This is a genomic window from Pseudomonas sp. F007, assembly GCF_057814275.1.
Window position 1 is genome coordinate 314,581 of sequence record NZ_JBVATA010000001.1, and the last position, 25,667, is coordinate 340,247.

At 58.7% G+C, this 25,667-nt stretch carries 29 protein-coding genes and 1 pseudogene; 13 read left to right on the forward strand and 17 right to left on the reverse strand.

What is annotated here, in order from left to right:
- Positions 1-141 precede the first annotated feature (141 nt).
- The 3 genes from ACZYR5_RS01555 to rpoE are packed head-to-tail and all read right to left on the reverse strand — an operon-like array spanning position 142 to position 2,307.
- Positions 142-1,098 (reverse strand): MucB/RseB C-terminal domain-containing protein, encoded by a 957-nt coding sequence (locus tag ACZYR5_RS01555; protein WP_489088204.1) that lies wholly within the window; start codon positions 1,096-1,098, stop codon positions 142-144.
- An 8-nt stretch (positions 1,099-1,106) separates the two neighbouring features.
- Complete coding sequence (locus tag ACZYR5_RS01560; protein ID WP_489088203.1) at positions 1,107-1,694, reverse strand: sigma-E factor negative regulatory protein; 588 nt, start codon at positions 1,692-1,694, stop codon at positions 1,107-1,109.
- 31 nt (positions 1,695-1,725) lie between these two features.
- Complete coding sequence (gene rpoE, locus ACZYR5_RS01565) at positions 1,726-2,307, reverse strand: RNA polymerase sigma factor RpoE/AlgU (RefSeq protein ID WP_019692537.1); 582 nt, start codon at positions 2,305-2,307, stop codon at positions 1,726-1,728.
- 558 nt (positions 2,308-2,865) lie between these two features.
- On the opposite strand from rpoE, the gene nadB reads away from it, so the two are divergent.
- Entirely contained in the window at positions 2,866-4,473 is a 1,608-nt protein-coding gene (gene nadB, locus ACZYR5_RS01570; RefSeq protein ID WP_489088202.1) for an L-aspartate oxidase, read from the forward strand.
- Between the two features lie 295 nt (positions 4,474-4,768).
- Here nadB and ACZYR5_RS01575 read toward each other — a convergent pair whose 3' ends face one another.
- The 8 genes from ACZYR5_RS01575 to ACZYR5_RS01610 form a co-directional block, all read right to left on the reverse strand.
- Positions 4,769-5,509: a hypothetical protein gene (locus ACZYR5_RS01575; RefSeq protein WP_105753828.1), complete on the reverse strand. Its 741-nt coding sequence runs from the start codon at positions 5,507-5,509 to the stop codon at positions 4,769-4,771.
- A 237-nt stretch (positions 5,510-5,746) separates the two neighbouring features.
- Entirely contained in the window at positions 5,747-6,757 is a 1,011-nt protein-coding gene (locus tag ACZYR5_RS01580) for a hypothetical protein (protein WP_489088201.1), read from the reverse strand.
- A gap of 69 nt (positions 6,758-6,826) precedes the next feature.
- Positions 6,827-7,225, reverse strand: a complete 399-nt coding sequence (locus ACZYR5_RS01585) for a hypothetical protein (protein ID WP_489088200.1) — start codon at positions 7,223-7,225, stop codon at positions 6,827-6,829.
- A gap of 290 nt (positions 7,226-7,515) precedes the next feature.
- Positions 7,516-7,848: a hypothetical protein gene (locus ACZYR5_RS01590; protein ID WP_105753831.1), complete on the reverse strand. Its 333-nt coding sequence runs from the start codon at positions 7,846-7,848 to the stop codon at positions 7,516-7,518.
- Positions 7,849-8,046: 198 nt separating this feature from the next.
- Entirely contained in the window at positions 8,047-8,580 is a 534-nt protein-coding gene (locus ACZYR5_RS01595) for a hypothetical protein (RefSeq protein WP_105753832.1), read from the reverse strand.
- Between the two features lie 64 nt (positions 8,581-8,644).
- On the reverse strand, positions 8,645-9,193 hold the full coding sequence (locus ACZYR5_RS01600; RefSeq protein ID WP_489088199.1) for a BRO family protein: 549 nt from the start codon (positions 9,191-9,193) through the stop codon (positions 8,645-8,647).
- Positions 9,102-9,512: a hypothetical protein gene (locus ACZYR5_RS01605; protein ID WP_105753834.1), complete on the reverse strand. Its 411-nt coding sequence runs from the start codon at positions 9,510-9,512 to the stop codon at positions 9,102-9,104. Before ACZYR5_RS01605 ends, ACZYR5_RS01600 begins: the two co-directional genes overlap by 92 nt.
- A gap of 35 nt (positions 9,513-9,547) precedes the next feature.
- Positions 9,548-11,002: a tyrosine-type recombinase/integrase gene (locus ACZYR5_RS01610; protein ID WP_489088198.1), complete on the reverse strand. Its 1,455-nt coding sequence runs from the start codon at positions 11,000-11,002 to the stop codon at positions 9,548-9,550.
- Positions 11,003-11,045: 43 nt separating this feature from the next.
- Here ACZYR5_RS01610 and ACZYR5_RS01615 point away from each other — a divergent pair.
- Positions 11,046-11,237, forward strand: a pseudogene (locus ACZYR5_RS01615) (L-aspartate oxidase); the annotation flags it as partial.
- Here ACZYR5_RS01615 and ACZYR5_RS01620 read toward each other — a convergent pair.
- On the reverse strand, positions 11,206-11,655 hold the full coding sequence (locus tag ACZYR5_RS01620) for a protein YgfX (protein ID WP_489088197.1): 450 nt from the start codon (positions 11,653-11,655) through the stop codon (positions 11,206-11,208). The pseudogene ACZYR5_RS01615 and the gene ACZYR5_RS01620 sit on opposite strands and share 32 nt — an antisense overlap.
- On the reverse strand, positions 11,639-11,893 hold the full coding sequence (locus tag ACZYR5_RS01625; RefSeq protein WP_027619936.1) for an FAD assembly factor SdhE: 255 nt from the start codon (positions 11,891-11,893) through the stop codon (positions 11,639-11,641). Before ACZYR5_RS01625 ends, ACZYR5_RS01620 begins: the two co-directional genes overlap by 17 nt.
- A 149-nt stretch (positions 11,894-12,042) precedes the next feature.
- Here ACZYR5_RS01625 and ygfZ point away from each other — a divergent pair, with 149 nt between their 5' ends.
- The 5 genes from ygfZ to ACZYR5_RS01650 all read left to right on the forward strand — a co-directional run bounded on the left by ygfZ (position 12,043) and on the right by ACZYR5_RS01650 (position 17,108).
- Positions 12,043-12,984, forward strand: a complete 942-nt coding sequence (gene ygfZ / locus ACZYR5_RS01630; RefSeq protein WP_489088196.1) for a CAF17-like 4Fe-4S cluster assembly/insertion protein YgfZ — start codon at positions 12,043-12,045, stop codon at positions 12,982-12,984.
- A 37-nt stretch (positions 12,985-13,021) separates the two neighbouring features.
- Positions 13,022-13,843 carry an HDOD domain-containing protein gene (locus ACZYR5_RS01635; protein ID WP_489088195.1) on the forward strand — a complete coding sequence of 274 codons (822 nt, stop codon included), beginning with the start codon at positions 13,022-13,024 and terminating at the stop codon, positions 13,841-13,843.
- A gap of 387 nt (positions 13,844-14,230) precedes the next feature.
- Positions 14,231-15,478, forward strand: coding sequence for a ribonucleotide-diphosphate reductase subunit beta (locus tag ACZYR5_RS01640; RefSeq protein ID WP_489088194.1), 1,248 nt, complete (start codon positions 14,231-14,233; stop codon positions 15,476-15,478).
- A 246-nt stretch (positions 15,479-15,724) separates the two neighbouring features.
- Positions 15,725-16,681: a hypothetical protein gene (locus ACZYR5_RS01645; RefSeq protein ID WP_489088193.1), complete on the forward strand. Its 957-nt coding sequence runs from the start codon at positions 15,725-15,727 to the stop codon at positions 16,679-16,681.
- Positions 16,682-16,790: 109 nt separating this feature from the next.
- On the forward strand, positions 16,791-17,108 hold the full coding sequence (locus ACZYR5_RS01650) for a helix-turn-helix domain-containing protein (RefSeq protein WP_489088192.1): 318 nt from the start codon (positions 16,791-16,793) through the stop codon (positions 17,106-17,108).
- 8 nt (positions 17,109-17,116) lie between these two features.
- Here ACZYR5_RS01650 and ACZYR5_RS01655 read toward each other — a convergent pair whose 3' ends face one another.
- Positions 17,117-18,172 carry an MBL fold metallo-hydrolase gene (locus ACZYR5_RS01655; RefSeq protein ID WP_489088191.1) on the reverse strand — a complete coding sequence of 352 codons (1,056 nt, stop codon included), beginning with the start codon at positions 18,170-18,172 and terminating at the stop codon, positions 17,117-17,119.
- Between the two features lie 198 nt (positions 18,173-18,370).
- Between ACZYR5_RS01655 and ACZYR5_RS01660 the strand changes: the two genes are divergently transcribed.
- On the forward strand, positions 18,371-18,979 hold the full coding sequence (locus ACZYR5_RS01660; protein WP_489088190.1) for a TetR/AcrR family transcriptional regulator: 609 nt from the start codon (positions 18,371-18,373) through the stop codon (positions 18,977-18,979).
- A 161-nt stretch (positions 18,980-19,140) separates the two neighbouring features.
- Positions 19,141-20,199, forward strand: coding sequence for a diguanylate cyclase (locus tag ACZYR5_RS01665; protein ID WP_489088189.1), 1,059 nt, complete (start codon positions 19,141-19,143; stop codon positions 20,197-20,199).
- On the opposite strand, the gene ACZYR5_RS01670 is transcribed toward ACZYR5_RS01665, so the two are convergent.
- Positions 20,177-21,157 carry a LysR family transcriptional regulator gene (locus tag ACZYR5_RS01670; RefSeq protein WP_489088188.1) on the reverse strand — a complete coding sequence of 327 codons (981 nt, stop codon included), beginning with the start codon at positions 21,155-21,157 and terminating at the stop codon, positions 20,177-20,179. The genes ACZYR5_RS01665 and ACZYR5_RS01670 overlap by 23 nt on opposite strands.
- A 17-nt stretch (positions 21,158-21,174) precedes the next feature.
- Between ACZYR5_RS01670 and ACZYR5_RS01675 the strand changes: the two genes are divergently transcribed.
- Positions 21,175-21,885, forward strand: coding sequence for a CTP synthase C-terminal region-related (seleno)protein (locus ACZYR5_RS01675; RefSeq protein WP_489088187.1), 711 nt, complete (start codon positions 21,175-21,177; stop codon positions 21,883-21,885).
- On the forward strand, positions 21,882-22,205 hold the full coding sequence (locus ACZYR5_RS01680; RefSeq protein WP_489088186.1) for an antibiotic biosynthesis monooxygenase family protein: 324 nt from the start codon (positions 21,882-21,884) through the stop codon (positions 22,203-22,205). Before ACZYR5_RS01675 ends, ACZYR5_RS01680 begins: the two co-directional genes overlap by 4 nt.
- On the opposite strand, the gene ACZYR5_RS01685 is transcribed toward ACZYR5_RS01680, so the two are convergent.
- Entirely contained in the window at positions 22,195-22,515 is a 321-nt protein-coding gene (locus tag ACZYR5_RS01685) for a DUF2025 family protein (RefSeq protein WP_489088185.1), read from the reverse strand. The genes ACZYR5_RS01680 and ACZYR5_RS01685 overlap by 11 nt on opposite strands.
- Before the next feature lie 300 nt (positions 22,516-22,815).
- On the opposite strand from ACZYR5_RS01685, the gene ACZYR5_RS01690 reads away from it, so the two are divergent.
- Both ACZYR5_RS01690 and ACZYR5_RS01695 read left to right on the forward strand, forming a co-directional pair.
- On the forward strand, positions 22,816-23,943 hold the full coding sequence (locus tag ACZYR5_RS01690) for a glycerophosphodiester phosphodiesterase (RefSeq protein WP_489088184.1): 1,128 nt from the start codon (positions 22,816-22,818) through the stop codon (positions 23,941-23,943).
- Positions 23,944-24,627 carry a helix-turn-helix domain-containing protein gene (locus tag ACZYR5_RS01695; RefSeq protein WP_489088183.1) on the forward strand — a complete coding sequence of 228 codons (684 nt, stop codon included), beginning with the start codon at positions 23,944-23,946 and terminating at the stop codon, positions 24,625-24,627.
- 3 nt (positions 24,628-24,630) lie between these two features.
- On the opposite strand, the gene ACZYR5_RS01700 is transcribed toward ACZYR5_RS01695, so the two are convergent.
- Positions 24,631-25,518, reverse strand: coding sequence for a sterol desaturase family protein (locus ACZYR5_RS01700; protein ID WP_489088182.1), 888 nt, complete (start codon positions 25,516-25,518; stop codon positions 24,631-24,633).
- Positions 25,519-25,667 lie beyond the last annotated feature (149 nt).

Consider the following 25,667-nt stretch of genomic DNA (forward strand, 5'->3'; position numbering starts at 1 on the left):
GAGGGACCCTGACCTATAGAAAATTTTAAGAAGTTTTGCAAATTGAAATGCTCACCAAACATTTCGACATCTCGTCGAAGAATGGCGCCAAGGCTGACCTTTCTCCGACGACCCTGTCGATCCGTCCGCAGCATGGGTGATTTACTGCTTGGCTGTGGCGTCAGTGCGCATCGACAGCGCAATCCGTTCAGCCGTGCCGATCGGGATTTCTCCCACCACGGTCACCATCATCTCGCCCTCGGGCGTGGTCAGGCGCCGGGACACGGCAACGGTCGGCCCCAACTGAGTGCGGGTGTCGGTGACGACCTCGCCATTGAGGGGTTCCAGGAATACCGAAAACCGCGCCAGGCCGTCGTCATACATCAGGCTACTGACCTGGGTCTTGGTCTCGGGATCCTTGTGCGCACCACTGCTGGTCAGCTCAAAACCCGGCGGCAACCAGTCGGAGTGCCAGACCTGGGCGGTCTTGACCGCTGTCGCCTTGTCGTTGTCGAGCACCACTGGCTTGCACTCGGCACTGGCTTGCAGATCATCGTCCGAAGGCGAATCGCGGGTGTCCAGCCGGGTAAACTGGAATCGCTCGAGCAATTGGCCTTTTTCGTTGAGCAACAGGGATTTCAGTGGCAGACCGGTTTCCCGATCCAGATGCAGTTCGAATCCGTAACGATGCTGGTCACGAGGAGTAAGCGCGACGATAACTGCCGGCCGCCCAGCCACACGCGACTTGCCGATAACGGCAAGGTCGTACCAACTCTTGAGTTTTTGCGGATCGAGCGCACGCGCTGATGAATCGGGAGTGCTTCCGAGCCCTGCTACCAGCGTGCCGCTGACGCATTGCGTACGGCCATCAAGGCGAACGACTTCCTGGGCCGAGCCGTCGAGCTGCAGCAAACGCTCGCGGACTTTGCCATCCTGGACGCTGTGCCAGATGTTATGGGTAGAAAAACTACCGTTGCGCTCGTAGACGAAGGTGCCCTGGAAGCTTTGCTGCTGCTCGGCCTGGCTCAGACGGTTCAACCAATCCTGAGCCTCATCGGCATGGGCTGGTACAACGAACCAGCCGCTCAGCAACAGCGTAAGTAGAGGTATGGCGCGCATGATCCCCCTTAACGGTTTTCCAGGCTCGCTGCACGAGCGTAAGGCAGGGCACTTTCAGTGCCTTTGAGTGCAGCTTCTTGAGCATGTTGGCGCAGATAGCCTGGCAGACGCTGATCGTGCCAACCTGGCTGACCTTGCAAAACCCCATTGGCCATTGGCCCCGTGGCTTGCGAACTCTCATTGTAGCCTGCCAGAACGGCCGGGCCTTTTACTTGAGGAACGGCAAGACCGGGTTGGGTGGATTGCTGGGCCAATTCGACACCGGCGATCTCATCCTGGTTGTACAGACGCACACCCGCCAGCACCGCCACAGTCACCGAAGCAGCAACGGCCAGACGCCCCAGGCTACGCCAAGGACCACGGCTCACTTTTGCCGGCACCGCCTCATCGGCCAGGGCCTGGGAAACGGCCGACGCCAGATCCAGACGCGGGATCAGCAGATCCTTGTGCATCACCGCCCGAGCAATCTGGTAACGCGCCCAGGTTTCGCGGGTTTCAACATCGTCGAAGGCATTCAATACCCGACGCAATTCCAGTTCGTCCGCTTCGTTATCCATCACTGCGGACAGCGATTCCTGCAGGGCTTCACGACTCATGGCGGTTCCTCTCTTGGCTGTCGCCGCTGTCTCAGCTTTCCTGCAACAACGGTTGCAGGGCCTTATCGATGGCTTCCCGAGCGCGGAAAATCCGGGAGCGCACGGTACCCACCGGACATTGCATGACGCTCGCAATATCCTCGTAACTCAGACCATCAAACTCACGTAAAGTTAGCGCTGTACGTAAATCTTCTGGCAATTGCTGGATGGTTCGATGAACAGTGCCTTCGATCTCATCGCGCAACAATGCACGCTCTGGCGACTCGAGGTCCTTGAGGCCGTGATCGCCGTCGTAGAACTCCGCATCCTCGGAACTGACATCGCTATCCGGCGGCCGACGGCCGCGTGAAACCAGATAGTTCTTCGCCGTGTTGATGGCGATGCGGTATAGCCACGTGTAAAACGCGCTGTCGCCGCGAAAATTTCCAAGTGCTCGGTAGGCCTTGATAAAGGCTTCCTGGGCAACATCCTGGGCTTCATGGGTGTCGTGCACGAAACGCACGATCAACCCGAGAATTTTGTGCTGATACTTCAGCACGAGCAGATCGAAAGCACGCTTGTCGCCGCGCTGAACGCGTTCGACCAGTTGCTGATCCTCTTCCTGGGTTAGCATGAACACTCCTCGATAAGCTCGGAGGAGGCTTGCAAAACTAATCGATCAGGCTTGCAAACATAGACTCGGGCTTTTCGCAAAAGTTCTCCCCCTCCAAGCAAGTTTCCTGTGCGCTCTGATTTGGCACACACGAAAAACGCAGCACCGGCTGGGCCGGCTGCGCGAATAATCCTGTTGTCGAATCCAGACGCAATGACCGCTACACAGATCCCTGCGTGAAACCGACGCTGTCCCTTGTTTCAGGCAACCTTCTATTGAGTTTGGGCGCTTGGCAAAAGTTCCCAATCTTTCAAGCAGGGTGAAACCAATACTGTATGAACCGAGGCGAAAAAGCGCTATATGTCGGCGAAAAGCCGACCTCCAACGCCCATCACAAGGTAAATCGCCCGACAATCGGGCAAGACCTCTCCGTCACAGTAGTTTCACATTGCCACGTAGGCCCGGCTATTGTGCCGATCCACCCCTCTATATACTAGTGCGCTGTGTGGCTGCCTCGACTCGCCGAATCAGGTGTCTTGCGCCAACCCCTTCCCGGGTCGCTTTGAGCGGAATCCTGAAATGAGCCAACAGTTTCAACACGATGTTCTGGTGATTGGCAGCGGCGCTGCCGGTTTGAGTCTGGCACTGACACTGCCCGAGCATTTGCGCATTGCCGTACTGAGCAAGGGCAACCTTGCCAACGGCTCGACCTACTGGGCCCAGGGCGGCGTCGCCGCCGTGCTGGACGACACCGATACCGTCGAATCCCACGTCGATGACACCCTCAATGCGGGCGGCGGCCTGTGTCATGAAGACGCCGTGCGGTTTACCGTCGAGCATAGCCGCGAAGCCATCCAATGGCTCATCGATCAAGGTGTGCCGTTTACCCGCGATGAACAGTCCGGCACCGAAGACGGCGGTTTCGAGTTCCACCTGACCCGCGAAGGCGGCCACAGTCACCGGCGCATCATCCATGCCGCCGACGCCACCGGCGCGGCCATCTTCAATACGCTGCTGGCGCAGGCCCGGCAGCGGCCGAACATCGAATTGCTGGAGCAGCGGGTCGCCGTTGACCTGATCACCGAGAAGCGCCTGGGCCTGGCTGGCGATCGCTGCCTGGGTGCCTACGTGCTCAACCGCGACAGCGGCGAAGTCGACACCTACGGCGCACGCTTCGTGATTCTCGCCTCCGGTGGCGCGGCCAAGGTCTACCTCTATACCAGCAATCCTGATGGCGCCTGCGGCGATGGCATCGCCATGGCCTGGCGCTCGGGCTGCCGGGTCGCCAACCTCGAGTTCAACCAGTTCCACCCCACGTGCCTGTATCACCCGCAGGCCAAGAGCTTCCTGGTCACCGAAGCCCTGCGTGGCGAAGGCGCACACCTCAAGCTGCCGAACGGCGAGCGTTTCATGCAGCGCTTCGATCCGCGGGCCGAGCTGGCGCCGCGCGACATCGTCGCCCGTGCCATCGACCACGAGATGAAGCGACTGGGCATCGACTGCGTCTACCTGGACATCAGCCACAAGCCCGAAGCCTTCATCAAGTCGCACTTCCCGACCGTCTACGAGCGCTGCCTCGAATTCTCCATCGACATCACCAAACAGCCGATCCCGGTGGTGCCCGCTGCGCACTACACCTGCGGCGGGGTCATGGTCGACCAGCAGGGTCGTACCGACGTGCCCGGCCTCTATGCGATTGGCGAAACCAGCTTCACCGGCCTGCACGGCGCCAACCGCATGGCCAGCAACTCGCTGCTGGAATGCTTCGTCTACGCGCGCTCGGCGGCCGCCGACATCCTCGAGCAACTGCCGCGGGTGTCGATTCCCAACGCGCTGCCGGCCTGGGATGCCAGCCAGGTCACCGACTCCGATGAAGACGTGATCATTGCGCACAACTGGGACGAATTGCGGCGATTCATGTGGGACTACGTCGGCATCGTGCGCACCAACAAGCGCCTGCAGCGCGCCGAGCACCGCGTGCGCCTGCTGCTGGACGAGATCGATGAGTTCTACAGCAACTATAAAGTGAGTAGAGACCTGATTGAATTGAGGAACCTTGCTCAGGTAGCTGAACTGATGATCCGGTCAGCGATGGAACGCAAGGAATCTCGGGGTCTGCACTACACGCTGGACTATCCAGAGATGCTGCCAGAGGCGAAGGATACGATCCTTACCCCGACCAGATGAGGCACGTTAGGAGCCCTGAGCGTAGCACGCTGAGGACCCGTTTTGTAACAGCTTTGGGCCATCTTTGTCCCATCGCTGGGGTCCTTATCGCCTGCCCGTGAGAACCTGAGCGAGGCCATACGGGGGAAACTGAGCCTGTAGAAGCAATGAGGTGGTCACTCCCAAATTTTCTGTATTTTCTCGTTAAGGTCTCTTGAGGTGCCCGTACAGCCACAAGGCCAGATGGACAGCCACACAGACCAGATAGGCAGCCTGTAAGGTGTCCATTGGGGTTCTCCTTTATATAGTGGTGGACTCAGAATTCCGGGGATGATGCCTTGAGGTTCTCCTTGAGTCGGGCCTTGGCATCCCGCTGAGCTTTGTCCTTACGGGCTTTCACTTCGGCCACTCTGAGGTTCACCGCTTCAGCATTCTTGCGGAGCCAGTCCAGACCACGAGGCTTTACCCGCCAGCCTTCACGGTTGCCAAAGTCAGATGAGACCTTCACAAAGGCACCCACCTCGAAGCCCTGCTTGTGTGGTCGAGGTGAGCCCTCACGGGCTCCGAAGTTGTCGACGGGGTACACAAAGTTGCCCAATGTGACCAGAGCCTCAAGCGCGAGGCGTGATTGTTGGATACCAGCGACACGGCAAGCCTCAGTCCACGTCAGACCAGCGCCTCGGGCTTTCATGTCGAGGGTCGAAGCCTTGGGCATGTTGGCATCTAAGAGAGTCTTAGCGGATCTCAATTCGCCCACAGCATTGTTACGCATAGCGACGAAGGCACCAGCGACCATTAGATAGAAGTCAGTCGAGACCCACATGGCATAGGCGATTGTTCCCAGCTCATCAGCAAAGGTCCCGCTACCATCCAAGCTCCGCAAATTTCCGGAGGTTCGTAGCTCTACGGAGACCGCGTTACGCCACTCAGACGGCGACTTACGGTCTGGTAGATTGAGCCCCTTATGGATCTCGTTGAGATGCCACATACGTTCGTCATTGGCTGAGAAGGTTTGACCCATCAGGGAAACAGGGATAGGGGTATTGGTCACGTTCATTGTCTTGTTCCTCTTGTTTGCTCCCTCAAGTTCGCTCCCACGGTCCAGCGCAGAGACCCGACAAAGGTTCTGGACGGTGGCATGAAGAAGCAAACAGGAAGACTCTACGAATTGGTGATTGCCCAGCGACGGGCGATAGGGAGAGTTCGGCTTTTCGGAACTCTCTCAGGTGAAGCGATGCCCCTGCCGATCCCTCTCAGGGTCGGCCTTACAGGGCTTCTAAGGGATTCCCTTAGGTCAGTTCAAGGTGATGCGGGTGATCATCGGGAAGGCCACAGCCTCAGTCTGGAAACCATCGGTGGTCAGCTTTACCTTGACCTTTCCGTTAGCCACGATGTCCACCTGAGCCATGATCTCAACGTCCCATGCTTGATGAGCAGCATTACGGGTCGCTTGGATCTTCCAGATGTCGCCGTTACGGCCTTCACGGTAACTCAGGCTGGTGAACATCTTAGGCAGCAGGAACATACCGTAGTCGGTGCCAGTGTAAGGCTGCACTGAGGCGCCGATGAGGTCTTGGAGGTCACCCTTGCCAGCTCGCTGAGCAGCTCGCTCAAGCACGGCAACCAGAGACACTGGCAACAGGACCACAAAGTCCGCCAGTGAGGTGCCCACGGTCTGATTGATGTTCATCGTCAAGATGTCGATGAGGTCATCTGCGATCTCTACAGGCTTGCCAGTAGGCTTGGTCTCAGAGACGACCTCGGTGCTCGGAGCGGTCGAGAGGATGCCAGCGATCTCGCCACTGGCGCCATACTCAATATCGCGCAGCAGCTTCTCAGCGGTCTGGTCCAAGGCCTGCTCAGTGAAGCCAGCAATCAAGGTGTGGTCGAGAATGGTGTGGCGGTAGCTGATCAGCAGAGCGGTGTCGGTAGGCTCAGTGATGATCACAGACCCGGCCAAGACGGGGCCCTTAGAGATGGTCTGGTTGTCCCAGTTCTTACGAGGGTCGAAGGTGACAGTGCGCTCAGCCATGGTGATGATCTGCTGACCAGTGGCCTCAGTACCAGCCGGACGGAACTCGCAAGGGGTTCTCTCAGCAGCCGCTTGGCGCCATTCGTCACCGTTGAGGTACTCATCGAGACCCTCGGTCAGAGTTTCCACATATACGGACACGTCGGAGGCTCCAAGGTCCTCATGGCGGATGTCACCGGTAGAGAATTGGATAGTACTACCGTTCTCGTAGGCCACTGAGGCGTGCTTTACGGTGTCTTTGGTTGGTGCAATGTATTGGTTAGTCAGTTTCATGGTTTGGTTCTCCTGAATTGGGTGATTGAATGATTTTGAGAGAGGTGGTCTTTAAGTTCCCTTGAGGGCTTACCAACCAGAGTTACGGGACCGGGCAGCCAAGATTTGCCGACCATGCTCACGGATGGCAGCAGCACGGGCTTCTTTCTCGGCCTTCGCTTGGGCCAGCTCACGGGGCGACCATTCACGAAGACTCTCAGCATGGGCATCGACTTCGCGTTGCTCACGGGCCTTCTTGGCCTGTTCTTCATGCTTGGTCTGGAAGTAGGTCTGTGCGTCCTCTTGGATGGCCTTAAGGGACAGACCTGCTTCATCGAAGGCTTTGATCACAGCGAACTTGGTGCCGTTGTTGCGACCACATTGGGCCATCAGCAAGGGCAACATGACGTTCTCTACATACTCACGGGCCAGGGTCTGACCGGACACGGTTACTTCATTCTTCAGGACTTTGGTGATAGTGATTTTCATGGGTTTGGATCTCCTGTGAGGTGACCCTTTGATCGACCTTGGCGCCATAGACGCGCACGACAAGACGGCAAGGAGGGAGCCGCATGGGCATCTTCCAAGGTCGATCAAAAGGTTCTTGGTTTGGGTTTGTGGCTAATGCTGGATCAGGACATGGCAAGCCTGAGAGGCATCGAAGGACAACCGTGGCGACGGTCGGGTATTGCTGGTGAGGGTCCACTACAGGAATCTTTTAGGATTCTCTGAGGGTCTCCCAATAGTGAGGGGTTTTAAAGGTTACCTTGACGGGCACCTTAAAGCCTGAGCGAGATTGGCTCAGTTCCCGTCAAGGGAATCCTCAAGGGCACCGAAGCGATGGCTTGAAGGCATACACCTTGGGCGACCAGATGGGTTACCCGTTCGGCAGTCTTTGCGGAGCACTTCAAGGCGACCTCACGGAGCATGGTGTTCTTGTCGAAGGTGACGATCCCAGACTCATAGGTCCTAAAGGATGCGTTTCGCTTATTGAGGACACAACGAAGCTCAATCAGTTGAGGTCGTGAAGGTGGAGGGAAGACAAGAGACAAAGTGGTCAGGTCGTCCTCAGTGAGCAGGGAGGTAGCTGGGCAGGCGATGAGATCGGTCATAAAGTTCTCCTTGGCGATGTACTTTGAGATTCCTTTCGATGAGGGTTGTAATTAACAAACGCCCTCTTCCTATGAGTCTGGTCGATGGGCCTCAATGAGAAACTTGAAGTAGCCCTTTTATATGTATAGGCAGATTCAAGGGCCCACAGTGGCTATGGTCTCCAGCCATGTGTTGGTTGCAGTTTCGGAACCTTGACCTTATTCCACGCTGCCAATGCCGATCCAGTCGCCTATATAAGACTGCCGACTCATCAGGTCCCCACGCCAGCCATACCACGGATGCACAGCCACCTTGGTGGGCAGCGTCTTCCCTTGTCGGATCACACGGATTAAGCCAGCGCGGGTCAAGTCCCCGATTTCTCGCTTGGTCCCGATGTCCGCCAGCTTGCCGAACCAAATGTTCCGACCAGCCAGTCCCAGGAGGATCTGCCGGAATACCTTAACGGCGCCCGCTGTGATCTCTCCTGTTTCGAGTAGGTCCAGTAGCTTGTCAGCCTCGACGGTCAAGTTGTTGGTCCACTGGTCATGAACAGAAAGGATCTCAAGGAGCTCCTCAGAGGTGCGGGCAGCGATTGGGAACCGGCATTGCTTGCCCACATCGGTGGTGATGGTGTGCTTCTTTATGTGGACCTTTTGGGTCGCAAGGATTTCACCTGAGCGGATGTCAAACGTCAGTTCATGCCCAGTTTGGGTGTCGAGGGTTGTCTTGATTGTGTTTTGAACGGTAGTCATTGGCTGGCCTCCTATCGCCTGATCAACAAGCGGGGTGCCTGTCGCAATAGTGAGGGTTTTTAAGTCACCTCTGGGTAACCTCTGGGTTCAACAGCCGCGCCTTGAGTTCATCCATGAGGCCCATTGCGATAGGGTTGGTGGACTGCTTAGCATCATACTTGCCGGTCTTGCGGATGGTCGGGACCACCTCGTCTGCAATCCAAGTACGGAATGCTTCGGCTGCCTGAGAGTCACCCCGCATGAGCATCCGGTAGACCCAGCCCTCAGAGGCCAGCCACGAGTTGGATTGAATCACCTGACTTGGCGGTTGTCCGGGGACGCGGTTGTGTGCGTTAGACGAGCCTTGGACTGAATCCAAGACTCTCAAGGCGTCCCGCCATTGAAGCGCCCCAGTTACCTTAGGGTTCTTGCTGCGATAGACGGAGACGGCATTGCTTGGGTCTTTTAAACCGCTGTAGCGTGCCACTTGTGTAGCCACAAACAACAGGTCGTGTTCAGGGTGACCTACCAGAACGTCCAACTTACAGGCTTTTACCTTCTGCTTTCTTAATATTATTATCCGCCACAGCGCAAATAAATTCAGCAACACTGGAAGCGACACTTCCACTCCCATACATAAAATCATTATCAAATTGATATTCGCCGTCGACACCTAAGCTTACAAGCTTCCCCATTTTCTTGCTGCAATCCGCAGCCGACACATACCACTTGTACAACGCTATATCAGAAGTCTTTGAATTAACCACTCTCCCTGCGATGACCGCAACGGAAACTTTATTTCTATTTGTAGAGAACTCAAATGAGCCGGGCTTTGCTTCCCATTTTAAACCATCCTTGGTTTCATCAAGACTTATCCAACTTGGCCCCGCAGAAGCCGAGAAACTGAGGATCAGGGAGATAGCACTCACCAATCCGATTGACCCCTTACGCATCTGAAATCTCCTTAAGACACGATAGAACAGTATCATTAAGACATCACTCTGGCGACCAGTGAGAACGTCTTCACGAGCGCCTCAGCCATACGCCCCACCTCAACGGCACTCCCAGCTCCATAAAGGTCATAACTGATCGACCCCGAAGCGTGCCCCAAGATTGACTCAGCGGTCCCTACAGGCACCTCAGCGGCCTTCAAAGCGCCAGCCAGTGAGTGCCGTAATGAATGGAAGGTTTGGGTCCTATCAGCCTTCAGATCCAAGACATCCCTGAGCATTCCATTGAGCAATACAGAGAACTGACCGCCGCCCAACGTGAACAACCGAGAGTCTGCCTTTTCGACAAACTCAAGGAACGCCTGAAGATCAAACCCATGACCCCCATCGGTCAACGGAATGACCCTCAAAGCGTTCTTGGTCTTCGCTGTCTTACCATCATTCCTATTGATGTCGATCACCCAAACACCCCCGACTCGCTTAACGTCCGCCTTGGTGAGCTGCCTCAGTTCCTCGATACGAGTCCCAGCGATGACCCCAAGGGACAGCGCCCAACGTTGCCATGCATCCACTGGAAGGGTCTCAGCGTGAGCCATTAAGGCTTTGACTTGATCCTGAGAGAACGCCTGACGGGAGCTTTCAGCGCCTTTGGTTGGCTTGAGACCATCCGTGAGAGCCTTGCTGAGATAGTCGTTGTTCACTGCCCACTTCATCACCGTTGATAGAGTGGTCAGGATCTTCCCCACCGTCAAAGGCTTGCGCCCTTCAAGGAGCTTGGCCCGAAGGTTCTTCATGTCCTCCCGAGTGTGGGTCTTGAGGTCCAAGCCACCGAGGATCTCAGCGATGGTCTTACAGGACGACCTCACGTCTCGTATGGTCCCTTCCCCCGCATGCTCCTTATGCTCATCCATGTAGAGCCCTGAGAGGGTCTTGAAGGTCAGAGGCTCAGACGGTAATACAGATAGGGACGGAGACAGAGCTACAGACGTGCTACAACCCTCACTCTTGAGGTCCCTCATGATCTCGACCAGCTTCCCCGGACGACCCTCCAAGCGCTCTTGAGCGGCCTCAAGGATCTCCAATGCCTTGCTCACAGCCCGTTGCTGATTGACTGTGAGCGGTAGCTTGGCGCTGGCCTCACGAAGGGCAACATGCTGCTCATCATGGATCATCTCGTAGGCAATCAATGAGCCATCCCCATGAGCCATCGTCAGGCAGCTCTCAGCGATGTCCTCAAGGCGCCCTCTCAGCTCATCCCAAGTGGCCTCAGGGTTGTCGAAGTGGAAAGCCTTGAGGGTCTGAAGGATGTCTTGGGAGATGGTCATAGCGGTGGCCTTGTCGGTGGTCCTGAGCGATAGCGTGAAGAAGCCCTTAGCGGTGCCTTGAGGGCGAAGGCGAAGGTAATAGCGACCAGACCGGCGATAGTGGTACGGCTTGGCGAGGGCAGTTTGTAACAGGTTTGTCCCAGTTTGGGAGCGCTGGTTGATGGTCATCGGCTGAAACCCCTGTATCCATTGGGTTTAGCCTCATCTATGCGAGTTCTACAGCAACTATAAAGTCAGTCGCGACCTGATCGAATTGCGCAACCTGGCCCAGGTCGCAGAGTTGATGATTCGCTCAGCCATGGCGCGCAAGGAAAGCCGCGGCCTGCATTACACCCTCGACTATCCGCAGATGTTGCCGCAGGCGCTGGACACTATTCTGGTGCCGCCCACCTACGTCGACTGAACTTGAGCCGCACGCGCAGGCGCCGATGGACATCCGGCGCCAGTGCGTCGCGGGGCACGCAGATCGAACGCACGCGGCGCTGGCCGTGCAAGCGAAAACGCAGCACCACGATCAAGGGCAATGCCAGGCTGTCGGGACGCAACTGCACCGCCTGCCAGCCGCCCGCTGCGCTCCACAGTTGCCAACCATGGGCATCGCGGCGCAAGCCACTGAAGGCCCGCGGATGGCTCAAGCGAATGTTTCGCGGCAGCACCCAGGCAGCATGCGCCAGGCACGCCAAAGCAGCAGCAAAGCTGGCCCAGAGGGGAATATCAAGCAGGAGCAATGACCCCAGCGCGAACAGCTGGGCAATCAGATACGCCGCCAGCAACTGCCCGGAGGCCTGCCAGCGGCATTCGAAACTACTTGGGCTGGACACGATCCAGAATCATCCGGACCATGCGCTGCAGCTCGGGATCTTCGGATTCGGAGCGTTCCATGAACCAGCCGAACATGTCCTGATCCTCACACTCGAGCAGACGGACATAGCAGGCACGATCAACTTCGTTCAGCTGCGAGTAGACCTCTTTGACAAAGGGCACCAGCAACACGTCAAGCTCAAGCATGCCGCGGCGGCTGTGCCAGTAGAGGCGATTCAGTTCAACATCTTCGACCATGGAGCGCTCCTCAAATAGAGCGCAAGTATACAGCCCGAGCCTGGGTAGAACAGTCGGCTTTGGTCGGGCACCACCATCCTTTTGTGAACTACCCATTTCCACAGCGCGCCCTTATGATGTCCCCCAGACTTTTTACCCTGCGATGACCCATGGCTGATTCCGCTTTTTTCTGCACCTTGTCCCACGAAGGCGTGCTCGCCGTCCGCGGCTCCGATGCCAGCAAGTTTCTGCAGGGACAACTGACCTGCAACCTCAACTACCTGAGCGACACCCAGGCCAGCCTCGGCGCCCGCTGCACGCAGAAAGGCCGCATGCAATCGAGTTTTCGCATCCTGCTGGAAGGCGATGGCGTGTTGCTGGCAATGGCCAGTGAGTTGCTGGAACCGCAACTGGCGGACCTGAAGAAATACGCGGTGTTCTCCAAGTCCAAGCTCACCGATGAAAGCGCGGCATGGGTGCGCTTCGGCCTGAATAACGCTGATGCGGCGCTCGCCAGCCTTGGCCTCGACCTGCCCGAGAGCACCGATGCCGTCGCCCGTCACGCCGGCTTGATCGCCATTCGCGTGTCCCCGGGTCGCTGTGAGTTGTGGGCCGCCGGCGAGCAGGCGCAGGAACTGGGCGAAAAACTCTCGGCCAGCCTGGCGCAAGGCACGCTCAATGATTGGCTGCTGGGGCAGATCCGTTCCGGTATTGGCCAGGTCATGCCGCAAACCCGCGAGCTGTTCATCCCGCAGATGCTCAATCTGCAGGCCGTCGGTGGCGTCAGCTTCAAGAAAGGTTGCTACACCGGCCAGGAAATCGTCGCGCGCATGCAGTACCTGGGCAAACTCAAGCGTCGCCTGTATCGCCTGCAACTGCCTGCCGGCGAACTGCCGGAGCCAGGCACCGTCCTGTTCTCCCCGACCCACGCCAGCTCCATCGGTGAGGTGGTGATTGCCGCCCACGCCGAGAGCGCCATCGAATTGCTCGCGGTGCTGCAAGCCGAAGCGGCCGAGAGCGGCGACCTGCACCTGGGCGCGCTCGAAGGGCCTGCCCTGCAATTGCTCGACCTGCCCTATCAACTGGATCGCGATCGTGAGATCCAGCGTTAATCCGCAGTACTTTTGTTGCAACACCTAGAGATACGAAATGAGCAAGCTGGCAGCAATGGTCCAACAGGATTTGGTTGAGGCCATCGATAACGATGACCTGGTTCTGCCAACGTTACCGGAAGTGGCCCTGCAGATTCGCCGGGCCGCCGAAGACCCGGATATCAGCGTCACCACCCTGAGCAAAGTCATCGGCCGCGACACGGCGCTGTCGGCGCGCCTGATCAAAGTGGTCAACAGCCCCTTGTTGCGCTCGGCCCAGGAAGTCACCGACCTGCACACCGCCATCACGCGACTGGGCATCAACTACAGCAGCAACCTGGCGATCGGGCTGGTGATGGAACAGATCTTCCACGCCCGCTCCGATGTCGTCGCTCAGAAAATGCGCGATGTCTGGCGCAAGAGTCAGGAAGTGGCAGGCATCAGCTATGCCCTGTGTCGCAGCCACACACAACTCAAGCCCGACCAGGCGGCCCTTGCCGGGCTGGTGCACCAGATCGGCGTGCTGCCAATCCTGACCTATGCCGAAGACCATAACGAACTGCTGTCGGACCCGGTCTGCCTCAACCACGTGATCGAGCGCATCCATCCCATGCTCGGCGACAAGCTGCTGCACGTCTGGGAGTTTCCGGAGATGCTGGTCAACATGCCGGGACAGTACCTCGACCTGCAGCGCCAGAACGAATTCGTCGACTATGTGGATCTGGTGCAAGTGGCCACTATCCACAGCCATCAGGGCAGCCACCACCCGCTGGGCCAGATCGACCTGTCGACCTTGCCTGCGTTCAAACGCCTGGGTATCAGCCCGGACAAGCCGATCACCTGCGCGGAACTGGAAGACTCACGTTCGATGTTTTATTGACCGACGAAATTTCCGCTGGTCGCGGTAAAAAAATCTATAGCGAGCAAAGCCCCATAAACGCTGGCTTCTGTCCGAAATAGCCGACTTGCTGGGCCACTTAGCCGCACCACAAACCTGAAAAAACACCTATAATGCGCCGGTCAATCGGGCCTGCAACACCTCCTTACATGAGAGGCACAGCCATGCTGGAGTCTGCGTCGGAACCTACCCCGTCGCCCCCACCCTCCAGCGGCTACAGAACACCCGTATACATTTCTGTTTTTTGCCTGCGTACCGCTGCAACAAAACGATTCCTTTTAGATCCACCGCGGCCAACCGGCCGTGTGAACAACCGACCATCAGTGTTTTCACACGGGCAACTGGCCCTCACGCAGGAGACGACACGTCATGCTGAGCTGGGACGAATTCGATAAAGAAGACGGCGAAGTTGTCGCCAAAGGCGCCAATGCTGGCCATGCAACAGAAGCCAACATGGACCGCCTCGACAGCGCCGGTGGTGCTGCAGCGCTTGAAGCACGCGCGGTAACCGCCAGCGACTCGGCCGCGATCATTCGCGCCAAGGCCGCCCTCGACACACTCGATATCGCCGAAGGCCTGGCTGAACTGGAAGGCGCCTCCGCCCGCGTAGCGGTCGACGAAAAGCGCATGATCAACTGCCGTGCCGACCTCAACCAGCTCGTCCCGTTCAAATATGACTGGGCCTGGCAGAAGTACCTGGACGGCTGCGCAAACCACTGGATGCCGCAAGAAGTCAACATGACCGCCGACATCGCCCTCTGGAAAAACCCGGAAGGCCTGACCGACGACGAGCGCCGCATCGTGATGCGCAACCTGGGCTTCTTCTCCACCGCCGACTCCCTGGTTGCCAACAACCTGGTCCTGGCCGTGTACCGCCTGATCACCAACCCGGAGTGCCGCCAGTACATCCTGCGCCAGGCCTTCGAAGAGGCGATCCACACCCACGCCTACCAGTACTGCATCGAATCGCTGGCCATGGATGAAGGCGAAATCTTCAACATGTACCACGAGATCCCATCGGTCGCGAAAAAAGCCACCTGGGGCCTGAAATACACCCGTTCGATCTCCGATCCGAAGTTCGAAACCGGCACCGTCGAAACCGACAAGGAACTGCTGCGCAACCTGATCGCCTACTACTGCGTTCTGGAAGGCATCTTCTTCTATTGCGGCTTCACCCAGATCCTGTCCATGGGCCGTCGCAACAAAATGACCGGCGTCGCCGAGCAGTTCCAGTACATCCTGCGCGACGAATCCATGCACCTGAACTTCGGTATCGACGTGATCAACCAGATCAAGATCGAAAACCCACACCTGTGGGACGCCGAAATGAAGGAAGAAGCCTCGCAGATGATCCTGCAAGGCACCCAACTGGAAATCGAATACGCCCGCGACACCATGCCGCGCGGCGTACTGGGCATGAACGCCGCGATGATGGAGGACTACCTCAAATTCATCGCCAACCGTCGCCTGTCGCAGATCGGCCTGAAAGAAGAATACCCAGGCACCACCAACCCATTCCCATGGATGAGCGAGATCATGGACTTGAAGAAAGAGAAGAACTTCTTCGAGACCCGGGTTATCGAGTATCAGACCGGTGGAGCATTGAGCTGGGACTGATGCCTCTGGTTCATCCCTGCTGAATGGCTGACCTGAAAAGCCCTGAATGTGAAATACGTTCAGGGCTTTTTTGTGGCCGGCGACAAGTCCGATAGATCAGACAGGCCATGCGCCAACCAGCGTAAGACAAGCCGCACTCATGCATGAGAAACGAACTCAGCGTCATTGATATGAGAAAGTGCATCAGCTGATTGCCGAACAAAGCAGCGACGACTCGACGCCCTCCGTCCAAGGACCTGAACCACGATGAAATTCGACCTCGCCTACTGCCTCGGCCTCGACACCAAGCTATCGATCTATGACGTGCGCGATCTGAATTTCGACGAGACCCTGGACTTCGACTCCGCGAAGGAGCGCTTCCAGTGCCCGAACGATGACTGTCGGCGGGCGTTTGATGGGACGAACGTGTTGGGGACGATCAATGCCAAGAGCGTGAACTACATCAGGACACCGCATTTCAAGAATGTGCCCAGCACCCGGCATGTCGAGGGTTGTCCGTATGTCAGCCTGAAGACGCCAAGCATGGAGAACGGGGAAACGGATGACGGGCCGGAGGAGCATTTTCCGTCGGAATTATTGCTGACTCGACGTGAGTATGTGCGCAAGCCGATAAGTGCTTCTGCCGTTGCAGACGGGTTGCCGGTGCAAGAGTCTGACACCTCGCTCACCCGGCAGATCTCCCCGCCTGGCGCAGATTCAGCGCCGGACAAGACCAGTGTGTTTGCGCACCCGGTGGAATGTTTTGTTTCCAATTTCGCCAACAAGGACCTGCTCAAGCGCATGCCGCTGAAGATCGGCGAACACACCGCCTCCTATGCCTCGTTCTTCAAGAAGATCGAGTACCTGCAGGACAACAGTGGGCTGGTCTACTGGGGCAGGATCAAGCAGATCAAGGATTACACCCAGAGCTTTCGCATCGACTTCGAAAAGAAGGTATGGCTCGAGAAGAAGCCCTACTCGGTCACCGTCTACCTCAGCAAAAAACTGATCGATGGCTACCGCAAGCGCAAGGCGTTCCTCGAGGAGATCAAGCACGCCATTGAAAGTGAGCATGAACTGTACTGCTTCTTTTACGGGGTGACGCCGGAGTTGAAGCAGGTGCCGAGCAAGAAAAACCCTGATCAGACTTTCGGGGTGTTCAGCGCTGCCATCGAGAATCTCGACCACCTCATCATCCGCGAGGCGCCGGGTCTGGATCACTGACGATCGGTCAACATCCCATCCATCAAAAAAATGAGTTTGATCCGCACGCAAAACAACTGTACAAAAACACAGTATTCGTTGATTTGCCACATTCAAGCCGGAGCAAGCCATGGCCTCAGTTGCGATGAAAGTCACCCTGGAACGGATCGCCCTGTTCCAGTTCACCCCCAAACACTGCGCCCAGGCACGGGCCATGCTCGGCTGGTCGATCGAGCAGTTGTCCAGCGAGTCCGGCGTCAGCGTCGAAGCCATCCAGCGCTTTGAAGCCGGTGCCGAGGTCCTTGACGTCACGCGCCTGGCCATCACCTACAGGCTGGAGGCAGAGGGCCTGGTGTTCTTCCCGGGATTTGCCCCGGGGCGCGGCATGAGCGTCAGGGGTTCGGCACCTGATCCGGTGGGGCGAGCCGATTTCGTGATGATTGAATGAGCCCGGCCCTAGCCCCTGGCAACCGCCGGCTCGGCCGCCCCCTCGACCTCCAGCCACCAGGCCTGTCCGCTTGATGGTTGGTTCAGGTCGAATGCCTCACCCATCTGCGGCGTGGTGATCGCCACATTGCGTTCCCAGGCCAGGGCCAGGATGCGATCGAAGGGTTCGTGCCAGGCATGCATGGAGAGGTCGAAGGTGCCGTTATGGATAGGCAGCAACCAGCGTCCCTTGAGGTCGATGTGGGCTTGCAGGGTTTGTTCCGGCTGCATGTGAATCAGTGGCCAGTCGACGTTGTAGGCACCGGTCTCCATCAAGGTAAGGTCAAACGGGCCGAATTGCTCGCCGATGCGCTTGAAGCCATCGAAGTAGCCGGTGTCGCCGCTGAAGAAGATCCGCTTGTCCGCGTCGATGATGACCCACGACGCCCATAGCGTGCTGTTGCCGTCGAACAGGCCACGACCGGAGAAGTGCTGGGAAGGCGTGGCGATGAAATGGATTCCGTCGACCTGGGTACCTTGCCACCAGTCCAGTTGCCGGACTTTGCTGGCATCGACACCCCATTTGACCAGGGTTTCACCCACGCCCAAGGGCGTCAGGAAGTGCCGGGTCTTGCTTGCCAGGGTGAGGATGGTCTGATGGTCCAGGTGATCGTAATGATCATGGGACAGGATCACCGCTTCGATCTCGGGCAATGCTTCAAGACTGATGGGCGGCTGATGGAAGCGTTGCGGGCCGGCCCACTGTACGGGCGAGGCGCGTTCGGCAAAGACCGGGTCGGTCAGCCAGAACTTGTCGCACAACTTCAGCAGCAAGGTGGAATGCCCGAGTCGGAAGACACTGTGGTTGGGCGCTGCAAGCAATTGCTCGCGGCTCAGCGGCTGAACCGGAATGAGCCCGGCAGGTCGCGTATTGCGTGGTTTGTTGAAGAGCATGTTCCAGAAAATACGCAGGGTCTTGCGCAGCCCCGGTTGGCTGACTGGCGCATGATTGCGGTAGCGCCCCTGTTCCTGACGGGAAGTTTTCAAGGCTGTGGCGCTGTCCGCCTGGTAAGAGAAAGTGGCCATGTGGAAATGACTCCAGAAACCGTTGGAACCGAAGATTCCTGTTGGACGAGGGTTGGCCAATGCACGCACGCGTCAGCCTTGAACTCTAATTATCACCGGCACAACTACACTGCACGGTGTAGTTTCTAGATTGCAACAAAGCCACGGATAAGTAAACTACCGAGTGTAACTCTTCACCCAACCTGCCGAAGCTCATTTATGACAGCTCCCCAACGCCTCACCGAGCGTAAGCGCGAAGCCATCGTCCAGGCGGCGATTGCCGAATTCCGCGTCAGCGGCTTCGACATCACCAGCATGGACAAGATTGCTGCGACTGCCGGTGTGTCCAAGCGCACGGTGTACAACCACTTCCCGAGCAAGGAAGAGTTGTTCAGCGAAATCCTGCGCCGCTTGTGGACCAATGTCACGGCCCAGGAAGACGCCCTCTACAGCCCTGGGCAACCCCTGCGCGAACAACTGCGGCAACTGCTGCGGGCCAAGTTGCAGATGCTCGCCGACAACAGCTTCCTGGATCTGGCGCGGGTGGCGATTGCCGCGACCATTCACTCGCCGGAGCGGGTCCAGGACATGGTGCTGCGCATCGGCGAACGTGAAGAAGCGCTGACCCTGTGGATTCGCGCAGCCCAGGCTGACGGCCAACTCAAGCCGGTCGATCCGGGCTTCGCCGCCCAGCAACTGCACGGGATGCTCAAGGCCTTCGCCTTCTGGCCGCAGATATCGCTGAACCAGCCTGCGCTGTCGCCGGAAATGCAAGGCACGGTGATCGAATCGGCACTGGATATGTTCCTCGCCTGCTATCAGTGCTAGCGACCTTCCTGATTTGCGCTACGCTCCCACGCCAGTATGTCTCGCGGACGACGGATGCGTGCCCGTGGGATAAATGACACTATTGGGCGGCTAACCCCATCTTTGGAAACTTTGAAAAAACACGACAAGTTATTTCAAAGCGATTCGAGTGCCTCTAATCCATGGAAAACCAACGCGGCAAAGGGCTGTCGTTTGCCAGGCGCATCTACAAACCCAGGATCATTGGCCTGGGCATAGGCTGCCTCAGTGTGGCCGCAGGCCTTTATCCTTTGGCCCCACCCGACTGGGTCTGGGGAGTGCTGCTATTCAACGCGGCAGTCTGGCCGCACCTGGCCTTTCAACTGTCGAGCCGCTCGGCATTTCCCTACAAGGCCGAGCGGCGCAATCTGCTGATCGACTCGCTGGCCGGCGGATTCTGGGCCGCCACCATGCAGTTCAATCCCTTGGCGACCGTGACCATCCTCTCGATGATGGCAATGAACAATGTCGCCGCCGGCGGGGTACGCCTGTTATTTCAGGGTAGCCTGGCGCAACTGCTGGGGATCGCCGTTTCCTGGAGCCTGCTGAGGGTCGGTTTCACCTTCTCGGTCAGCCAGGCCCAGGTGTACGCCTGCTTGCCGATGCTGACCCTCTACCCATTGGCCGTGGGCATGGTGTGCTATCAACTGGCAATCAAACTCTCCCAGCACAAACGCGCACTCAGTGCCCTGAGTCGCACCGACAGCCTGACCGGCCTGCTCAACCACGGTGCCTGGAAGGACCTGCTGCAAATCACTTTCGATGAATGCCGGCACCAACCAAGCACCGCCACCATCGGCCTGATCGACATCGATCATTTCAAGGCCATCAACGACACCTACGGGCACATCGTCGGCGATAGCGTCCTGCGCCAACTCAGTCTCGAGCTCAAGCGCAACTTGCGCGACAGCGACATGGCGGGCCGTTATGGCGGTGATGAATTCTGTGTGATTTTTCCTAATTTGCCGCAGGACCAAGCCATTGAAGTGATGGAACGCCTGCGCCTGGTATTCAGCCAGTATCGTCATCCACAGGTCGCCGCATTGAACGTCAGCCTGAGCATTGGCCTGGCGACGTATCAGTTGCACTTCAGTGACGCCGCCCAGTGGCTCGATGAGGCGGACAAGGCGCTGTACAGCGCCAAGAGCAATGGCCGCAACTGTACTGCCGGCGCCCGAGTCAGCGTGACGAATCCGGCGTGACGACCGCCCGTTGCGCCGGCAAGCGAATCGCTCGCGCCAATTGGTCGAACAGCGTCACCACCGAGCGCAAGGCGCGACAGTCCGGACGAGTCAACAGCCACAGACTGCTGTCATGACCGGCCAGCGACGCTCCCAGCGCTCGCATGCCCTGCGCCGGATCGATCAGGAAGTCCGGCAACACCGCTACGCCAAGCCCGGCCCGTACCAACTCGGTGACGGCGAGCATGCTGTTGCAACGATAGGCCGGCTGCACGCCGGGCAAGTGCTGACGACGCCAGGTGACGGTGAGGTGATCCGGCAGGAAATCGTCCACGGCGATCCAACTCAGGCGTGACAGGTCCTGCGCATCCACTGACTGCAGGTAGTCGACACTGGCGCAGATTCTGTAGGCCACCGCCGCCAATTGCCGTCCGACCAGGTGCTCCGGTGGCGAGCGGGTCAGGCGCAGCGCGATGTCGGCATCGCGGCGACTGAGGTTGGCAAAATCGTTGGAGGTGCTCAGTTCCAGGGTCAATGCCGGATAGCGCGGCATGAACTGCTTCAGCGCCGGCAGCAGCAAGGCATGCAGTACCGAATCGGTGCAGGTCAGGCGCACGGTGCCACTGACCACCTCCCCGCCCTGCTCCACACCCACGCGCGCAGCTTCCAGCGCCTGCTCGGCACGTTCAGCCTGCTCGGCCAGGGTCCGGGCCAGGCCGGTGGGCAAATACCCGGCCCGGCTTTTCTCGAACAACGCCTGGCCCAACGCGCCCTCAAGACGGCGAACGCCGCGAAACACCGTCGATACATCGACTTTCAATAGCGATGCGGCACGCGCCAGGGAACCACCGCGGACCAATGCCAGGATCAGGACGAGGTCTGGATAATCCAGTTGATAGTGCACAGCTGCATTGATCACTTGTGGAAACGCCAATATTGATTGCGTGAACGCCAATCTATAGTAGCCGCCAGGAATCAACCAGTCTTGGAGGCACGATGCACACCACCCAGCCCCTGCGTATTGCCCTGATCGGCGACTACGACCCACAGATCACCGCCCACCAGGCCATTCCATTGGCCCTTGAACTCGCCGCACGGCACATCGAACGCGACATTCAGTGGCAATGGCTGGCGACCGAATCGATCGCCGCCGATAGCGATTTCTCCTGCTTCGACGGCCTCTGGTGTGTGCCGGACAGCCCCTACCGCAACACTGATGGCGCGCTGCGGGCGATTGGTTTTGCGCGAGAACAACGGCGGCCGTTTCTCGGTACCTGCGGCGGGTTCCAGCATGCCGTGCTGGAGTTCGCCCGCACTGTAATGGGTTGGGCCGACGCTGAACACGGAGAAACGGCGCCTGACGCAGCACGTGCCGTGATCGCACCACTGACCTGTGCGCTGGTCGAAGCCATCGACCACATCCAGTTAGTCGAAGGCTCGCTGATCGCCAAGGCCTACGCCAGCAAACAGATCAGCGAAGGCTATCGCTGCCGCTACGGGATCAATCCGGCTTTCATCGACGAACTGCTGAATCAGGATCTGCGCGTCAGCGGCCATGATGAGGGCGGCGAACCCCGGGCGATCGAGTTGCAGGCCCATCCGTTCTTCGTCGCCACCCTGTTCCAGCCCGAACGCGCTGCGCTCAAGGGCCAACTACCGCCGTTGGTCGCGGCTTTCCTCGAAGCCTGCGCGAGGAACCAGCGATGATCGCCACCACACCACAACCGCCCTACTACGCGGTGATCTTCACCTCGCTGCGCAGCCCGGGGGATCGGGGTTACGCCCAAGCCGCAGAGCAAATGCTCGAACTGGCACGCGAACAACCGGGGTTTCTCGGCGTGGAATCGGCACGCGGCGGCGACGGCCTGGGAATTACCGTGTCGTACTGGAACAGCGAAGAAGCGATCCGCGCCTGGAAACACCACGCCGACCACAGCGCCATCCGCGAGCAAGGCCGCTCGACCTGGTACAGCGCCTTTCAGACGCGGGTGTGCAAGGTCGAGCGTACCTACGCGTTCAGGTCCTGACCCGCAGCGCGGTAATCTGCGGCACATCGACCCGGCGCATATACACCCGCAGCGGGTCGCTGATGTTGATTCGCTCGTCGATGTTCTGGTCCAGCAACAACTGGATCAGCTCGCGCTTGAGGATCATGGTCTGCTCCGGGCCGGGCGCCCAGACGAACTCGTTGCTGGGGATGATGCCGTCATCGGCGACGTCCATGCCGAACGAGTCCTCGCTGAAGCGCACGATGTATTGGCCAGTCTTGCGATTGAGACCGACGAAGCCCTGGAGTTGGTCGGCGGCCTGGCAGATGAGTTCAGAAGTGATGCGCATGGTAAACCTCACAAAAGGTCGGGACGGACCGGTGATCAATGGTTTACACGCAGGGCGAACGAGCGGCGCTCCCTCTCCCGGGGAAACTGCCGGGGCCAAGAGTACTGCAAAGGTGCGGAAAAAACCGAGCGTGATGGGCAGATTCCGCGTGCTCGCGTCATCGTTGCGGTTTTTCGCGAGCAGGCTCGCTCCCACAAAAACGCATTCGCACAGCTTTATGTCGGTTGCGCGATAGCACAACAGTCACTCAGTTGTTAAAAGGTATTCCTCTGCAACGCGACTGACGAAAGGACTTCGACCATGCCTACCCACTTTTCCCACAACGCCCTGCTGCTGAGCCTGCTGCTCAGCGTCGGCCAGCTACAGGCTGCCGAGCCCGCAAGCCCCAAGGCGGTGGCAACGGCCAATGGTATTCCGCATCCGGCGGTGATCGCCCACCGCGGCGCCTCCTTCGACGCCCCGGAGTCTACCGCCGCAGCTTACAAGCTCGCACGCGATCTGGGCGCCGACTACCTGGAACTGGACCTGCAACGCAGCAAGGACGGCGTACTGTTCGCCCTGCACGACGACAACCTGCAACGCACCACCGACGTCGCCAGCAAGTTTCCCGAGCGCAAGGACAGCCCGGCCAATGCGTTCACCCTGGCTGAACTGAAAACCCTGGACGCCGGCAGTTGGTTCAACACGGCGTACCCGGATCGCGCCCGTCCCGCCTATGCCGGCCTGCAGATCCTGACCCTCGACGAAGTCATCGACATCGCCCAGGGCAACCCGCGGCACAAGCCCGGCCTGTACATCGAGACCAAGGAGCCGAAGCAGTTTCCCGGGATCGAGCGCGACCTCAAGGACAAGTTGCAGGACCGTGGCTGGCTGAGCCCAGCCGGATCGAAACTGGCCAAGAGCGAGCTGGGCGTCGGTCAGGGCAAAGGCAAAGTGGTGCTGCAGACGTTCGAGAAGAGCAGCCTGCAGATGCTCCAGCAGGAGATGCCGCACGTGCCAAAGATCCTTCTGCTGTGGGTCGCCGAAGGCAGCATCGAACCCAAGTCCAAGGTGAAATTTGCCGACTCCGGCGACAAGGACAAAGCCAGCTTCTACGCCAAGCAACAACCCAAAGACAACGCGGCCTTCGAGCACTGGGTCGACTTCGCCAAGGCCCACGGCGCGATCGGCACCGGCCCTTCGGCGACCCGCTCCGACCTCGGCGACCAGAGCTACGCCGACCTGGTGCAACCCTGGATGAACCAGTACACCCACGATCAGGGCATGCTGGTGCACGTCTACACCCTCGACGACGAGCAGGACTACCAGAAGGCAATGGAGGCCGGTGTCGACGGCATTTTCACCAACCGCACCAGCGAACTGCTCAAGTACTACCAGCGTCCGGCAACCGGCACCGTCGCCCAGTTGCTCGAACGCAACGGCTTCTGAGTGGACCAGGCCCAGGAATGGAGCGGGCAACTGTGGCTGGGGCGTGACTATGGTCTGGTGTTCGGCAAGCTCGGCCGTACCACGCCCCACGCGCATTACGCCCATCAACTGATCATCGCCACCGGGCAGCCCGTCACCCTTGAACAGGACGGCGTGACACGAACTGGTCAGCAGATGTTTATCGAATCGATGCGTCCCCACGCCATTATCGAGGCCGCCGACCAGGTCTTCAGCCTCTACGCCGAGCCCTTGATGTTCGATGCCCACGTGCTGCAGGCGCACGTGCGCGCTGTCGAGCCGACATTGCCCGACCTCGATCTGGCACTGCAACTCTGCCCGCGCCGCCAACTCGACGACCCACGCATCGTGCGGGCCCTGGCCGCGTTGGACAATCTGCTCTGCGGCAAAGTCGCCGCTGCCTCCCTCGCCGAACAAGCCAACGTCTCCCTGAGCCAACTGGAACGGCTGTTCGCCCAACAGGTCGGCTTGCCGGTGCGCCGCCTGGTGCTCTGGCGTCGGCTGCGGTTGGCCATGGCCCTGCTGTTGTCCGGGCACAACGTCACCGCCGCCGCTCACAAGGCAGGCTTCGCCGACAGCGCACACCTGTCACGCAGCCTGAAAAAGATCTTCGGCGTCACCGCCAGCCAGGGCCTGGGCGCCATCGACATTTGCCTGCGCGCTTGAACCTCAGCGCCGCAGCCCCTCGGGCACTGCAGGATCCTCGCCCAACTGTTCAGGCCGGAACGGATCGAGCAACTGATCGACATAGCCTTTGGGGAAATCCGCGCGATTGCCGATGCCCAGGTCACCGTGACGAATCTCATAGGCCGGATTGAGCAGCGCCGTGCCCAGCAGTCGGTCCCACAGATTGAAGAACAAGCCGAAGTTCACGTTGCCCGCCGCGCCATATTTCATGTGGTGCAAACGATGCACCGGTGCCCAGGCAAACACGTAGAACAGCCACCCCGGCCGCATGTCGACGTTGGAATGCTGCAGCAGCAATTGCAGGCTGATGGCGAACGCCAGCAGCACTGCCACCTCCATGGGAACGCCCATCAGGATCAGAGGCAGGAAGCCGACCGACGCTTCCAGCAATTGGTGCAGCGGATGCTTCATCAGGCCATTGAAGCCATAGAGCCGCTCGACACTGTGATGCACCGCGTGCAGGCGCCACATCCACGGCACCTGGTGACTGGCGTAATGGGTCAGGCTGAAGCCGGCGTCGGCGATGAACATCGCCAGCAACAGTTGCGCCGACAACGGCCAATCGATCGGCCAGATACCCTCGAAGGACAGCAACGCCACCAGTCCCGGCAGCATCAGCAAGGCCGCCGCATTACAGGCTTCGTTGACCAGCGCATGGGCCACATCGCGCCCGCTGTCATCCTGGTCGCGGTTCCAGTTGGGCTCATAGGGTAAAAACTGTTCGGCGAGGAACGAGACCAGCAGCGCGCAGAGAAAAAACCCCAGCAACCACCAGGACGAAAGCCCGGTCCCGCCGACCAGGGCAATAGCGCAACCGAGAAACCCGGCGAGGAACATTGGTGCATAAAGTACGGCGAACAAACGTTTCATGAGAGCCTCCATTGATCTGGCTCCAGCATGTCGCGCCCGAACGTGGGAGGATTGAACAAACGGCGCAAAGCACCCATGTCGTGGATTAAGGATGAATTAAGTTGCAACCATTAACCTGATTTCACTTAAACAGCTCAAACCAAGGAATG